Genomic DNA, 14,026 nt, shown 5'->3' with positions numbered 1-14,026 from the left:
GGAGTGCGGGCCGATCCTCCCCTCGGGGAGGATCGGCCCGCAGCGGTGGAACTAGACCCCCCGTACCCGCAACGCCCGTCCCAGGTCGTCGAGTTGGTCGACGAGCTTGCGGCGCAGGGCCGGGATGAGGTCGGCGTCGCTCAGGCAGGCCTCGCCGAGGCGGAGCGTGTCGGTGTCCACGGCGTCGGCGGGGAAGGCCCAGCGTCCGGCGGCGTCGGCGATGGCGGGGCCGCGGCGGGCGGCGACGGCGACCGCGTCCTCGTAGTAGCGGGGCACGTACTGCCGTACGAGATCGGCCTGTTCGGGCTGCCAGAAGCCCTGGGCGGTGGCGGTGAACAGGTAGTTGGAGAGGTCGTCGCGCGCGAACATCGCCTCCCAGGCCCTCGCCTTGGCCTCCTCGTCGGGCAGCGCGGCGCGGCAGCGGGCGGCGCCCTCCTGGCCGGTGGCGGACGGGTCGCGCTCGAGTTCGGCGGCGATCGCGGCCTCGTCGGTGGCGCCGAGGACGGCGAGGCGGGCCAGGACGCGCCAGCGCAGTTCGGGGTCGAGTTCGGGGCCGCCGGGGACGGTGCCGTCGGCGAACCAGGCGGCGATGGTGTCGGGGTGGGCGGCGACGTGGATGAAGTGGCGTACGGCGATCAGGCGCAGGCCGGGGTTGTCGCCGTCCTCGGTGCGGCGCATGAGGTCGCGGCAGAGAGAGGAGAGGGTGGACAGGGCGGCGGGCCGCTGCTCGGGGGTGAGGTAGCGGTCGGCGACGAAGGTGGAGGCGAAGGCGAGGACGCCCTGGACGAGGGCGAGGTCCGTCTCGTGCGGGAGGTGGGCGCGGGCGGCGTCCAGGTAGGCGGAGGCGGGGAGTTCGGCGTCACGGACGGCGTCGCGCAGGGCGTTCCAGACGACCGCGCGGGTCAGCGGCTCGGGCAGACCGGACAGGCTCGCGCCGACCGCGTCGAAGGACTCGGCGTCGAAGCGGACCTTGGTGTAGGTGAGGTCGCCGTCGTTCAGCAGCAGGAGCGTGGGCCGCTTGCCGATGGGCAGCGGGGTGCTCTGCGGGATGTCGAGGTCGAGGCGTTCGCGCAGGACGAGGTGGCGGCCCTCGTCGGCTGCGACTTCAGCCAGGGACCGGTCGTAGAGGCCGACGGCGATGCGGTGCGGGCGGCTGCCGGCGCGGTCGACGAGCAGCGTGTACGTGCCCTCGTCGCCGCGGGTGACGGTCGGGGTGAGGGTGTCGACGCCGGTGGTGCTCAGCCAGTCGTCGGCCCAGGCGTGGACGTCGCGTTCGGTGGCGGAGGCGAGGGAGTCGATGAAGTCGGCGAGGGCGGCGTTGCCGAACCTGTGCCGGGCGAAGTGGGTGTTGATGCCGGCGAGGAAGTCCTTCTCGCCGAGCCAGGCGACCAGTTGGCGCAGTGCGGAGGCGCCCTTGGCGTAGGAGATGCCGTCGAAGTTCAGCAGTGCGGAGGCGGTGTCGTCGACGTTCTCGGGGGCGACGGGGTGGGTGGAGGGGCGCTGGTCGGCGTCGTAGCCCCAGGCCTTGCGGACGACGCCGAAGTCGGTCCAGGTGTCGGTGAAGCGGGTCGCCTCGGTGAGGGTCTGGTAGCCCATGTACTCGGCGAAGGACTCGTTGAGCCAGATGTCGTCCCACCAGCGCAGGGTGACGAGGTCGCCGAACCACATGTGGGCCATCTCGTGGGCGATGACCATGGCGCGGGTCTGGCGCTCGGTGTCGGTGACGGCGGAGCGGTAGACGAACTCGTCGCGGAAGGTGACGAGTCCGGGGTTCTCCATGGCGCCGGCGTTGAACTCGGGGACGAACGCCTGGTCGTAGGAGTCGAAGGGGTAGGGCTCCTCGAACTTCTCGTGGTAGCGGTCGTAGCACTGCTTGGTGATCTCGAAGAGCTCGTCGGTGTCCGTGTCGAGGTGGGGGGCGAGCGAGCGGCGGCAGTGGAGGCCGAAGGGCAGGCCGCGGTGTTCGGTGCGCACCGAGTGCCAGGGGCCGGCGGCGACGGCGACGAGGTAGGTGGAGATCAGCGGGGTGGGGGCGGCCTGCCAGCGGCCCTCGCCGAGGTGTTCGGTGATGCCGTTGGCGAGGACGGTCCAGCCTTCGGGGGCCTTCACGGACAGCTCGAAGACCGACTTGAGGTCGGGCTGGTCGAAGGCGGCGAAGACGCGCTGGACGTCCTCCATGAACAGCTGCGTGTAGAGGTAGGTCTCGCCGTCGGTGGGGTCGGTGAAGCGGTGCATGCCCTCGCCGGTGCGGGAGTAGCGCATGCTCGCGTCGACGCGCAGTTCGTGCTCGCCGGGGACGAGGTTCTTCAGGGGCAGCCGGTTCTCGTGGAGGGTGTCCGGGTCGAGGGGCTGTCCGTCGAGGGTGACGGAGCGCAGCTCGGCGGGCTTGAGCTCGACGAAGGTGTCCGTGACGTCCTGGTCCGCGCGCACGGTGAACCGGATGACGGTGCGGGAGTCGAAGGTGTCGTCACCGGCGCTCACGTCGAGTTCGATCGTGTAGCGGTGGACGTCGAGGAGCTTGGCACGGGTCTGCGCTTCGTCGCGCGTCAGTACGGACATGCAGGACATGCTGCCTGATCGCACTGACAAGGCACAGGGGCGGATCGGTACGCGGCCTATGTCCGTTCCTGTTCGAGCTCCCCGTTGTGCGCCCCCTGCGCACGCTGGGGCGGAACCCGGGCGTCCGGGTGGGGCAGGGCGGGGCGGGGGGCGGGTTCGTCGGCGTCGGTGTGGTCCTTGACCGGGGCGGCTGCGGCGTGGTCCCTGACCATGGCGCGTAACTCGCGCACCTCGTGTTCGAGGGCGAGATGGCGCTGGTGGGAGTCGAACAGGTAGCGGACCTTGGTGCGCAGCGCCCACGGGTCGATGGGTTTCATGACGAGGTCGGCGACGCCGAGTCCGAAGGCGGTGGAGGTCAGTTCGTGGTCGGGGCCGAAACCGGTGAGGAGGATGACGGGAATGTGCTGTGTCTGTTCCACGCGCCGCATGTAGCGGACCACGTCGAGGCCGCTGACGCCGGGCATCCGGACGTCGAGCAGGAGGAGGCCGACCTGGCCGCGCAGGACCTGCTTGAGGGCCTCGTCGCCGCTGGTGGCGCGGCCCAGCCGGTAGCCCAGCGGGGCCAGCGCGCTCTCCAGGGCGTACAGCGTGTCCTCGTGGTCGTCGACGATGAGGATCCTGGTATCCGACGGCATGGCTCGACGTCCCTCCCACGTGGGACAACCCAGCTTATGTCCGAAGAACTGACGGGGTGTGCTCGTCAGCTGACAAGGAGTGCACAGCGCAGCATGCCGCTCGCGGGCCGCCGTGTCACCTCCCCCGGGGCATCAAGCGAGGTCAATTCGCCAGATGTGTCGAGCCGTTGATCGTGTCCTCGGCGATCCGCTCGTGGTGTCTGATCACCTCGGCGATGATGAAATTCAGGAACTTCTCAGCGAAGGCCGGGTCGAGCTTGGCGTTCTCGGCGAGGGTGCGCAGGCGCTCGATCTGCCGGGCCTCGCGGGCCGGGTCGGCGGGCGGCAGCTGGTGCAGGGCCTTGAGGTGGCCGACCTGCTGGGTCGCTTTGAAGCGTTCGGCGAGCATGTGGACGACGGCCGCGTCGATGTTGTCGATGCTGTCGCGCAGCCGCGCGAGCTCCTCGCGGACGGCGGGGTCGACGTCACCGGTTCCGGTGTTGCTGGTGGTCATGGGCGACCACATTACGGGGCGTACGAGGGCTCGATCCTGGGTGGATCGTCCGGGTCGGGGACCTGGTTGCTCCAGCCGCCGGGGACGGTGCGGCCCTGTTGGGCGCGGAAGCGGACGGGGGCCATGCCGACGCGGCGGGTGAACAGGCGGGAGAAGTAGGCGGGGTCGTCGTAGCCGACGCGGCGGGCGACGGCCGCGACAGGCAGTTCGGTGGCGGCGAGGAGTTCCTTGGCGCGGCCGAGACGGATGCCGAGCAGGTAGTCCTTGGGGCTGCAGCCGGCGCCGCGGCGGACGGCGGTGCGCAGTTCGGCGGCGGTCATGCCGTGTCGGGCGGCGTGGTCGGCGACCGACATCGGCTTGAACGCGTCACGGGCGAGGGCCTTGAGGACGAGGTCGCCGTCGGGTGCGAGGTCGGCGCGGGCGCGGCGCAGGGCGACGAGGAGTTCGTGGACGGCGGCGCCGGTCTCCACCTCCAGGAGGGGGTTGTCGCGGCGGGCGGCGCGGGCGATGCGGGCGACGACGCCGCGGGGGCCGGTCGCGTCCGACAACGGCACCACCGGACGGTCCGGTTCGATGTAGCCGAGTTCGGTGTACGTGGCGGTGGCGGGCCCCGTGAAGTCGACGAAGCCCTCGTCCCAGCCGGTGGCGGGGTCGGGCGCGTAGTGGTGCGGGACGCCGGGGGTGAGCCACAGCAGTGCGGGCGCGGTGACGGTCGTGCGGCGGCCGTCGGAAGCCAGGTACCAGCCGGTGCCCGTGCTGATCACCACGGCGACGTGGTGGTCGAGGGTGCGCGGGCCGACGGTGGGCAGCGCGCCGTACTGGAGGCCGACGCCGAGGCAGGCGAGGCCGAGGCGGTGGTGGGCGGGTCCGGGGGTGAAGAACCGCATCCAGGTGTGGTACATCCGCGGTGCCCTCCGTGCTGTTCCGTCCAAGCAGCGCCGATCTTTGTCCATGGACCCTGACCTGCGCCAGAGGTGAGGCTGAGGTGCATGAGCGAGTTCACGGTGGGGGACAGGGACTTCCTGCTGGACGGACGGCCGGTGCGGCTGCTGTCCGGCGCGCTGCACTACTTCCGGGTGCACGAGGCGCAGTGGGGGCACCGGCTGGCGCTGCTGCGGGCGATGGGCCTGAACTGCGTGGAGACGTACGTGCCGTGGAACCTGCACGAGCCCGCACCGGGCCGCTGCAAGGACGTGCAGGCCCTCGGCCGGTTCCTGGACGCGGCCCGGGAGGCGGGCCTGTGGGCGATCGTCCGGCCGGGCCCGTACATCTGCGCCGAGTGGGAGAACGGCGGGCTGCCGCACTGGCTGACCGGGCACCTGCGCACGAGCGACGAGCGGTTCCTGGGGCAGGTGGAGCGGTGGTTCCGGCGGCTGCTGCCCGAGGTGGTGACCCGGCAGATCGACCGCGGCGGCCCGGTGATCATGGTGCAGGTGGAGAACGAGTACGGCAGCTACGGCTCGGACGCGGAGTATCTGCGCCGCCTGGCGGACCTGCTGCTCGCCGAGGGTGTCACGGTCCCGCTGTTCACCTCGGACGGTCCCGAGGACCACATGCTCAGCGGCGGCTCGATCCCCGGCGTCCTCGCCACCGTGAACTTCGGCTCCCACGCGCGCGTGGCCTTCGAGAGCCTGCGCCGGCACCAACCCGCCGGCCCTGTGATGTGCATGGAGTTCTGGTGCGGCTGGTTCGACCACTGGGGCGCCGAGCACGTCGTCCGGGACGCGGAGGACGCCACGGCGACGCTGCGGGAGATCCTGGAGTGCGGCGCCTCGGTCAACCTCTACATGGCGCACGGCGGCACCAGCTTCGCCGGCTGGGCGGGCGCCAACCGGGGCGGCGGCGATCTGCACGACGGGCCGCTGGAGCCGGACGTGACGTCGTACGACTACGACGCGCCGATCGACGAGTACGGGCGCCCCACGGAGAAGTTCTGGCGCTTCCGCGAGGTCCTCGCCGAGTACGCCGACGGCCCGCTGCCCGAGCCGCCCGCCGCGCCCGCACCGCTGGCCACGCCGGCCGAGCTGCGCCCGACCGGCTGGACCCCCCTGAGCGCCGTACTGGACGCACGGGGCGGCCCGGAGACCTCCGCTCCCGTCCCGCCGACCTTCGAGGAACTGGACGTCGACCGGGGACTCGTGCGCTACGAGGTGACGGTGCCGGGTCCGCGGCGGCCGTACCCGCTGATCGTGCGCGGGCTGCGGGACCTGGCGGTGGTGTACGTCGACGGGGAGCGGGCCGGAGTGCTCACCGAGGACGACGAGCGGCTCAAGGAGCCCGTAGCCGGGCACGCGCGCGTGGAGCTGTGGGTGGAGTCCCTGGGGCGGGTCAACTACGGGCCGCGGACCGGGGAGGCCAAGGGGATCACCGGGGGGCTGCTGCACGAGCGGCAGTATCTGCACGGGGTACGCGCGCGTGGCCTGCGGTGGGACGCGCTGGACGACATCGGCGACATGGCTTTGCGTGATCTTCCCGAGGACGGGGCCCCGGGTCTCTACCGGGGCACGGTGACCGTCAGCGGCGCGGGGGACGCCGTACTCGAACTGCCCGGCTGGACCCGCGGGTTCGTGTGGGTCAACGGCTTCGGCCTGGGCCGTTACTGGTCCGCGGGCCCGCAGCGGTCGCTGTACGTGCCCGGGCCGGTGCTGCGCGAGGGCGGCAACGAGGTGTGGCTGCTGGAGCTGGAGGGGGCGCCGGCGAGCGGGCCGGTGCTCCGCCTCGCACCGCCGGACACGGCCAGGGAGAATCCGCCCGCCTCCCCGTAGAGTGGAACCGGGTTCAGGCGTCTTGGGGGTATGGGCGTGGCGAACGACGGACCGGTCGAGCACGGCTACCCGCACCTGGAGACGGTGCGGGCCTCGATCACCGCGCTCTGGAAACGCCTGTCGTACGACACCGTCCAGACGTTCTCGACCAGTGTGGTCCCGGCCGACATGGCGTTCTGCGACACGGACGACCTGTATCTGGGGGCGCAGCGGGTGGCCCGTGAGCTGGTGCGGCACTACCGGCTTCCGGACGCCCGCCTGGTCGTCGGTTTCCGCGAGATGCAGCACGCGGCGAACGTCGAACTCGCCGCCGGGCCCGAGTACTTCGTCGAGCTCAACGACCGCTTCCGCACCCACCGGCGGGACATCGGGGCGGCCCTCGCCCACGAGGTCATGCACGTCTATCTGCACCGGCTCGACCTGTCCTTCCCCGGCACCCGCGACAACGAGATCCTCACGGACACCGCGGCGACGTATCTGGGCGCGGGCTGGCTGCTCCTGGACGCGTACCGGGAGGACGGGGCCTCGTCCCAGAAGCTGGGGTATCTCACGCCGGAGGAGTTCGGCTATGTCCTCGCCAAGCGCTCGCTCGTCTTCGGCGAGGACCCCTCGGTGTGGTTCACCAGTCCGCAGGCCTACACGGCGTATGTGAAGGGCATGGACCGGGCCCGCCAGGACGAACAGCAGCCCCCGCTCACGGCGGCCGGGTGGGCGGGCCGGCGGCGCTACGCCCGCGACCGCCGCCACGCGCCCGGTCCGCAGCCCGGCGTCCCCTACACCTTCACCCCCGACGGCGGCGGCCTGCGCGTCTCCTTCCCGTGCCCGACCTGCCACCAGCGGATCAGGGTGCCGGTCCGGGGGCGGGTGCGGGCACGGTGTGCGCTGTGCCGGACGGTGCTGGAGTGCGACACATGAATAGCCCCTCCGGCGTTTGAGGAGCGGGGGTCCAGGGGGCGGAGGCTCCTGGCGGGGTCGAAGGGGCAGCGCCCCTGGGGATGGGACGGGTAGGGGCGGCGGGGCGAGAAAACCCCTACCGAGCCCCGTACACCATCCCCGGAACCTCCGCCTCCGCCAACAGCTTCAGCGCTACGTCCCCCGCCTCCCCCGGCGTCCACCGCGCCCCCTTGTCCGCGCTCGGCCCCGGCCGCCAGCCCTCCATGACGGTGATCCGGCCGCCCTCGACCTCGAAGACCCGCCCGCTGACCCCCGCGCTCGCGGCCGACCCCAGCCACACCACCAGCGGCGACACGTTCTCCGGCGCCATCGCGTCGAAGCCCCCCGCCGGCGCCCCCATCGTCTCCGCGAAGGTCTCCTCCGTCATCCGGGTCCGCGCCGCCGGTGCGATCGCGTTGACCTGGACGCCGTAGCGCCTCATCTCGGCGGCGGCGACCAGCGTCAGCCCGACGATCCCGGCCTTCGCCGCGCTGTAGTTCCCCTGCCCGGCCGACCCCAACAGCCCTGCCCCGCTGCTGGTGTTGACGACCCGGGCCTCCGGCATCCGCCCCGCCTTCGCCTCCGCCCGCCAGTGCGCCGCCGCGTGCTTCAGCGGCAGGAAGTGGCCCTTCAGATGGACCCGCATGACCGCGTCCCAGTCGTCCTCGTCGAGGTTGACGAGCATGCGGTCGCGCAGGAACCCGGCGTTGTTGACGAGGGTGTCGAGACGGCCGTACGTCTCCAGGGCGGTACTCACCAGGGACGCGGCACCTTCGGAAGTCGCGATGTCCCCGCCATGGGCCACCGCCGCCCCGCCCGCCGCACGGATCTCGGCGACGACCTGTGCGGCCGGGCTGTGGGGACCGGGCGTACCGTCCAGTCCGACCCCGAGGTCGTTGACGACGACCCGCGCCCCCTCGGCGGCGTACGCGAGGGCGTGCGCGCGCCCGAGCCCGCGCCCCGCACCCGTGACGATCACGACCCGGCCCTCGCACAGCAGCGGCACACCGCTCATCTCAGCTCTCCTTGTTGGCAGTTGCGGCATCGAGGAAGGCGGGCCGCTCCCCGCCCCCGTGCACCAGCAGCGAGGCCCCGCTGATGTACGCGGCGGCCTCCGACGCGAGGAACACCGCGGCCGCTCCGACCTCCAGGGGTTCGGCCAGCCGGCCCAGCGGGACGGTCCGGGAGACTGCCGCCACACCCTCCTCGCCCCCGTAGTGCAGGTGGGACAGTTCCGTGCGGACCATGCCGAGGACCAGGGTGTTGACCCGGACCTCGGGCGCCCACTCGACGGCCATCGAGCGGGCGAGGTGCTCGAGACCGGCCTTCGCCGCGCCGTACGCCGCCGAGCCGGGCGAGGGCCGGGACCCGCTCACGCTGCCGATCATCACGACCGAGCCCTTGGCCCGCCGGAGCTGCTCGTACGCGGCGAGGGAGGCGGTCAGCGGTGCGGTGAGGTTGAGTTCGAGCACGCGCGCGTGCCGCTCGGCCTCGGAGTCGGCCAGCATCCGGTAGGGCGTACCACCCGCGTTGTTCACCAGGACATCAACCCGAGCGAGCCCGCCGAAGAACCCGCGCACGGCCCCCGCGTCCCGCAGGTCCACCGGGGCGAACCGCACCCCCTCGACCGGCTCCTCGGGCGGCCGCCGCGCGCACACCACGACCTCGGCACCCGCCCGCACGAACGCCCGCGCGATTCCGGCCCCGACGCCGCGCGTCCCGCCCGTGACGACCGCGACCTTTCCCCGGAGACCGATGCCGTGGAGACCGATGCCGTTGTCCACAGGCCCTCCCGCTCGGATCCATTCGCTGCTAGCTTCGACATCGAACCTAACAAACGTTTGGTGAAAAGGTAGCTGATTCGCCCATGGGTGTCTCCACCTCGTCCCCGGAAAAGGGGCCCGAAAAAAATGGCATCGCCGTCGTCACGGTCGACTTCCCGCCGGTCAATGCCCTGCCGGTGCGAGGCTGGTTCGATCTGGCCGACGCCGTCCGCGCGGCGGGGAGCGACCCCGGGATCCGCTGTGTCGTGCTCGCCGCCGAGGGGCGCGGGTTCAACGCGGGCGTCGACATCAAGGAGATGCAGCGCGACACCTCCGGCCACGGCGCCCTGATCGGCGCGAACCGCGGCTGCTTCGAGGCCTTCGCGGCGGTCTACGAGTGCGAGGTGCCCGTCGTCGCGGCCGTGCAGGGCTTCTGTCTGGGCGGCGGGATAGGCCTGGTGGGGAACGCGGACGCGATCGTGGCGAGCGAGGACGCGGTCTTCGGCCTGCCCGAGCTGGACCGCGGCGCGCTCGGCGCGGCCACCCATCTGGCCCGGCTGGTCCCCCAGCACCTGATGCGCGCCCTGTACTACACCTCGCGCACCGCGACCGCGGCAGAACTGCACGCGCACGGCTCGGTGTGGCGGGTCGTACCCCGCGACGAACTGCGCGCGGCCGCCCTCGAGTTGGCCCGCGAGATCGCCGCCAAGGACGGGCAGCTCATCCGGCTGGCCAAGGCCGCCATCAACGGCATCGACCCCGTCGACGTCCGCCGCAGCTACCGCTTCGAGCAGGGCTTCACCTTCGAGGCCAACCTCGGCGGGGTCGCCGACCGGGTCCGCGACACCTTCGGCAAGGAGGCCACCGAGTGAGCGACAAGACCATGTCGGCGGAGGAAGCCGTCGGCCGTCTGGAGAACGGCATGACCCTCGGCATCGGCGGCTGGGGCTCGCGCCGCAAGCCGATGGCGTTGGTGCGGGCCCTGCTGCGGACCGACGTCACCGACCTCACCGTCGTCTCGTACGGCGGCCCGGACGTCGGCCTGCTCGCCGCCGCCGGACGGATCCGCAAGCTCGTCACCGCCTTCGTGACCCTCGACTCCATCCCCCTCGAACCGCACTACCGCGCGGCACGCGAGCGTGGCGCCTTCGCGCTCATGGAGGTCGACGAGGCGATGTTCATGTGGGGGCTGCACGCGGCCGCCAACCGGCTGCCCTTCCTGCCGGTGCGGGCCGGTCTCGGCTCGGACGTGATGCGGGTCAACCCCGGTCTGCGGACGGTGACTTCGCCGTACGACGACGCGGAGGCGTTCGTGGCGATGCCCGCCCTGCGCCTGGACGCGGCCCTCGTCCACATGAACCGCGCGGACCGCCTGGGCAACGGCCAGTACCTGGGCCCGGACCCGTACTTCGACGACCTGTTCTGCGAGGCGGCGGACGCGGCGTACGTGTCCTGCGAGCGGATGGTGGACACGGCGGACCTGACCAAGGAGGCCGCCCCTCAGACGCTGCTGCTCAAGCGGTCCAGCGTGACAGGGGTCGTCGAGACGCCGGGCGGCGCGCACTTCACCTCCTGCGTCCCCGACCACGACCGGGACGAGGCCTTCCAGAAGCTGTACGCCACCACGCCGTACGCGGAGTTCACCGAGCGGTTCCTCGGCGGCGGCGAGCAGGACTATCAACTCGCCGTCCAGAACTGGAAGAAGGAGCAGGGCCAATGACCGTCACCCGCCCCCCTCTCCTCCCGCCCACCCGCGCCGAGTACTGCGTGATCGCCTGCGCCGACGCCTGGCGGGACAACGGCGAGGTGCTCGCCAGCCCGATGGGCCTGATCCCGTCCGTCGGCGCCCGCCTGGCCAAGCGCACCTTCTCCCCCGACCTGCTGCTGACCGACGGCGAGGCGATGCTCGTCGGCCTCGACGGCACCGTGGAGGGCTGGCTGCCGTACCGCCAACACCTGACCATGGTCACCGGCGGGCGCCGGCACGTGATGATGGGCGCGAGCCAGATCGACCGCTTCGGCAACCAGAACATCTCGTGCGTCGGCGACTGGGCGAAGCCGAAGCGCCAGCTGCTCGGCGTGCGCGGCGGGCCGGTCAACTCCCTCAACAACCCCACCAGTTACTGGGTCCCTAAGCACTCCGCCCGGGTCTTCGTCGAGAAGGTCGACATGGTGTGCGGGGTGGGCTACGACCGTGCCGCCGAAGCGGGCCCGAGCGCCACCCGCTTCCACCGCATCCCGCGCGTGGTGAGCGACCTCGGCGTCTTCGACTTCGCCACCCCGGACCACTCGATGCGCCTTACCTCCCTCCACCCGGGCGTCACCGTCGGGCAGGTCCGGGAGGCGACGGGCTTCGCACTGCACCTCCCCGACGAGGTGCCGTACACCCGCGAACCGACCCCGGAGGAACTGGAGTTGATCCGCGAGGTCATCGACCCGAAGGGCACCAGGAACCGCGAGGTCAGGGAGTGATGGAGACCGCGCTGACACGGCTCGTCGGGGTCCGCCGGCCGATCGTGCAGACCGGCATGGGATGGGTGGCCGGCCCCCGCCTGGTCTCGGCCTCGGCGAACGCGGGCGCCCTCGGCATCCTGGCCTCCGCGACGATGACGCTCGACCGGCTGCGGGAGGCCGTACGGGAGGTCAGGTCCCGTACGGACGAGCCGTTCGGGGTGAACCTGCGCGCGGACGCCGGGGACGCGGGCGACCGGGTACGGATCATCATCGACGAGGGCGTGCGGGTCGCGTCCTTCGCCCTCGCCCCCTCCCGTGAGCTGATCGCCGAACTGAAGGAGGCGGGGGTCGTCGTGATCCCGTCGATCGGGGCGCGGCGGCACGCGGAGAAGGTGGCGGCGTGGGGTGCGGACGCGGTGATCGTGCAGGGCGGGGAGGGCGGCGGGCACACCGGTGAGGTGGCGACGACCGTGCTGCTGCCGCAGGTCGTGGACGCCGTGGACATACCGGTCGTGGCGGCGGGCGGCTTCCACGACGGGCGGGGGCTGGTGGCGGCGCTGGCGTTCGGCGCGGCGGGCGTGGCGATGGGCACCCGGTTCCTGCTGACGTCCGACTCGACGGTCCCGGACACGGTGAAGGCGGCCTACCTCGCGGCGACGGTCAAGGACGTGACGGTCACGACGGCCGTCGATGGGCTCCCGCACCGCATGCTGCGGACGGAGCTCGTCGCCTCCCTCGAGAAGTCGGGTCGTACGAAGGCGCTCGTCCAGGCCGTCCGCCGGGCCGCCGGCTTCAAGAAGATCTCCGGCCTGTCCTGGGCGCAGATGGTCCGCGACGGCCTCGCCATGAAGCACGGCAAGGACCTGTCGTGGAGCCAGGTCCTGCTCGCCGCCAACACCCCGATGCTCCTCAGGTCGGCGATGGTCGACGGCCGTACGGACCTGGGCGTGATGGCGTCCGGGCAGGTGGCGGGCCTGATCGAGGATTTGCCGTCGTGCGCGGAGCTGGTCGCCCGGATCGTCGCGGAGGCGGAGGAGACCCTGGGCCGCCTCAAGGAATACGGCTAGGAGGTGGGCGTGAAGTACGCGGTCGTCCTGCCGGTCGGACTCGGCTCGATGGGCGAGCCCGCCGACGTCCTCCGGCTGACCCGGCACGCCGAGGCGCTCGGGTTCGAGTCGGTGGTCGCGGTCGAGCACGCGGTCGTCGTCAGTGACACCGGGAGCAGGTACCCGTACGCCCCCGACGGCCGGCTCGCCCTGCCCGACACACTCGCCTACCCCGACCCCCTCGAACTCCTCGCCTTTCTGGCGGGCGCGACGGACCGCATCGGCCTCGCGACGGGTGTCCTGGTCCTGCCGAACCACAATCCGTTCGTCCTGGCCAAGCGCCTGGCCACCCTGGACCGGCTCAGCGGCGGACGGCTCAGGATCTGCGCGGGGGTCGGCTGGATGCGCGAGGAGATCGAGGCGTGCGGCGGGGACTTCACGCGGCGCGGCAGGGCGGCCGACGAGTCGATCCGGCTGATGCGGGCCCTGTGGGAGTCGACGGCACCCGAAGGGCTGGACTTCCAGGGCGAGTTCCACTCGGTGCGGGGCGCCCACTCCTACCCCAAGCCGTACGCCGGCCGGGTGCCCCTGCACATCGGCGGCCACTCCAGGGCGGCGGCCCGGCGGGCCGGACGGCTCGGGGACGGTTTCCAGCCGCTCGGACTCGCGGGCGAGGAACTGCAGGCCGCGATCACCCTCGTACGGGAGACGGCTGTCGAGGCGGGTCGGGACCCCGGCGAGGTGGAACTGACCCTGGGCTCGACGCTCCCGCGCGCAGCCGACAGGACGGAGTGGGCGCAGGACCTGGGCGCGGAGCGGCTGTTGCTGTCGGGCTCACGGCACGCGACGACCCTGGACGCGTTCTGCGAGGAACTCACCGACTGCGCGGCGAAGTTGAGGCCGACCTGAGCACATACCTGGAGGCGCCGCGGGAGCGGCCCTGTTTCACCGGACCGGACTCCGCTCCCACCACTGGAAGAACACCTCACGCACGGCGATACGCCACCCGTCCGCCGTCCGCCGGCACACGTCCTCGTACCGGACCATGCAGCGCAGGTCGTTGTCCCCGTCCTCGCCGCCCCGGGTGAGGTGGTGGGCGATGCAGTAGGTGGTGGCGGTGGCACGGTCGCCGTCGACGTCCGCGACGTGGTTGGCGACCAGGTGGAAGGTCCTGTCGAAGACGGCGAGGTCGTCGAAGAGCGTGGCGAGCCCCTGCGGGCCGGCACGCTCTCCGATCACGGAGCCGTCGGTCCGGTGGACGACGATCCGCGCGTCGGGCGTGAACAGCGCGTGGAAACGCTCACGCGCACCGCTGTCCAGGCAGAGGGCGTACTCGTCCGCCAGACGGCGGAGCGCCTGAGTGTCGTCCATGGCCGCA

At 72.1% G+C, this 14,026-nt stretch carries 14 protein-coding genes; 7 read left to right on the top strand and 7 right to left on the bottom strand.

Translation table 11 applies throughout. From position 1 onward, the window contains the following. Window positions 1–51: 51 nt before the first annotated feature. The 4 genes from pepN to IG08_RS0104500 all read right to left on the bottom strand — a co-directional run bounded on the left by pepN (window position 52) and on the right by IG08_RS0104500 (window position 4,589). On the bottom strand, window positions 52–2,559 hold the full coding sequence (gene pepN, locus IG08_RS0104515; protein WP_030596532.1) for an aminopeptidase N: 2,508 nt from the start codon (window positions 2,557–2,559) through the stop codon (window positions 52–54). A gap of 56 nt (window positions 2,560–2,615) precedes the next feature. Beyond that, window positions 2,616–3,194 (bottom strand): response regulator, encoded by a 579-nt coding sequence (locus IG08_RS0104510; RefSeq protein ID WP_030596530.1) that lies wholly within the window; start codon window positions 3,192–3,194, stop codon window positions 2,616–2,618. A 142-nt stretch (window positions 3,195–3,336) separates the two neighbouring features. Then, window positions 3,337–3,687 (bottom strand): chorismate mutase, encoded by a 351-nt coding sequence (locus IG08_RS0104505; RefSeq protein ID WP_030596528.1) that lies wholly within the window; start codon window positions 3,685–3,687, stop codon window positions 3,337–3,339. 11 nt (window positions 3,688–3,698) lie between these two features. Beyond that, window positions 3,699–4,589: a helix-turn-helix domain-containing protein gene (locus IG08_RS0104500; protein WP_030596526.1), complete on the bottom strand. Its 891-nt coding sequence runs from the start codon at window positions 4,587–4,589 to the stop codon at window positions 3,699–3,701. A gap of 87 nt (window positions 4,590–4,676) precedes the next feature. On the opposite strand from IG08_RS0104500, the gene IG08_RS0104495 reads away from it, so the two are divergent. Next, entirely contained in the window at window positions 4,677–6,452 is a 1,776-nt protein-coding gene (locus IG08_RS0104495) for a glycoside hydrolase family 35 protein (RefSeq protein WP_030596524.1), read from the top strand. 36 nt (window positions 6,453–6,488) lie between these two features. Beyond that, a complete protein-coding gene (locus tag IG08_RS0104490) occupies window positions 6,489–7,367 on the top strand; it encodes a hypothetical protein (protein WP_030596522.1) in 879 nt (292 codons plus the stop codon). A gap of 115 nt (window positions 7,368–7,482) precedes the next feature. Here IG08_RS0104490 and IG08_RS0104485 read toward each other — a convergent pair whose 3' ends face one another. Both IG08_RS0104485 and IG08_RS0104480 read right to left on the bottom strand, forming a co-directional pair. Then, window positions 7,483–8,400 carry an SDR family oxidoreductase gene (locus IG08_RS0104485; RefSeq protein ID WP_030596520.1) on the bottom strand — a complete coding sequence of 306 codons (918 nt, stop codon included), beginning with the start codon at window positions 8,398–8,400 and terminating at the stop codon, window positions 7,483–7,485. 1 nt (window position 8,401) lies between these two features. After that, the gene (locus IG08_RS0104480) at window positions 8,402–9,142 is read right to left on the bottom strand and encodes an SDR family oxidoreductase (RefSeq protein ID WP_030596518.1); all 741 of its coding nucleotides are present in this window, start codon (window positions 9,140–9,142) and stop codon (window positions 8,402–8,404) included. Window positions 9,143–9,252: 110 nt separating this feature from the next. Here IG08_RS0104480 and IG08_RS0104475 point away from each other — a divergent pair, with 110 nt between their 5' ends. The 5 genes from IG08_RS0104475 to IG08_RS0104455 are packed head-to-tail and all read left to right on the top strand — an operon-like array spanning window position 9,253 to window position 13,557. Next, on the top strand, window positions 9,253–10,020 hold the full coding sequence (locus IG08_RS0104475) for an enoyl-CoA hydratase family protein (protein WP_030596517.1): 768 nt from the start codon (window positions 9,253–9,255) through the stop codon (window positions 10,018–10,020). Beyond that, window positions 10,017–10,868, top strand: coding sequence for a CoA transferase subunit A (locus IG08_RS0104470; protein ID WP_030596515.1), 852 nt, complete (start codon window positions 10,017–10,019; stop codon window positions 10,866–10,868). Before IG08_RS0104475 ends, IG08_RS0104470 begins: the two co-directional genes overlap by 4 nt. Continuing rightward, the gene (locus IG08_RS0104465; RefSeq protein ID WP_030596513.1) at window positions 10,865–11,620 is read left to right on the top strand and encodes a CoA-transferase subunit beta; all 756 of its coding nucleotides are present in this window, start codon (window positions 10,865–10,867) and stop codon (window positions 11,618–11,620) included. The genes IG08_RS0104470 and IG08_RS0104465 overlap by 4 nt, the downstream gene beginning before the upstream one ends. Next, window positions 11,620–12,669, top strand: a complete 1,050-nt coding sequence (locus IG08_RS0104460; protein ID WP_030596511.1) for an NAD(P)H-dependent flavin oxidoreductase — start codon at window positions 11,620–11,622, stop codon at window positions 12,667–12,669. Before IG08_RS0104465 ends, IG08_RS0104460 begins: the two co-directional genes overlap by 1 nt. 9 nt (window positions 12,670–12,678) lie before the next feature. Next, window positions 12,679–13,557 (top strand): LLM class F420-dependent oxidoreductase, encoded by an 879-nt coding sequence (locus IG08_RS0104455; protein WP_030596509.1) that lies wholly within the window; start codon window positions 12,679–12,681, stop codon window positions 13,555–13,557. A gap of 36 nt (window positions 13,558–13,593) precedes the next feature. On the opposite strand, the gene IG08_RS55645 is transcribed toward IG08_RS0104455, so the two are convergent. Beyond that, on the bottom strand, window positions 13,594–14,019 hold the full coding sequence (locus tag IG08_RS55645) for a nuclear transport factor 2 family protein (RefSeq protein ID WP_052424480.1): 426 nt from the start codon (window positions 14,017–14,019) through the stop codon (window positions 13,594–13,596). Between the last annotated feature and the right edge of the window lie 7 nt (window positions 14,020–14,026).

Origin of the sequence: Streptomyces fulvoviolaceus, assembly GCF_000718165.1 — a bacterium.
Taxonomy (GTDB): Bacteria; Actinomycetota; Actinomycetes; order Streptomycetales; family Streptomycetaceae; genus Streptomyces; species Streptomyces fulvoviolaceus.
Note: the sequence above shows the minus strand (reverse complement) of the source record. Positions and strands in the feature narration are given on the sequence as shown.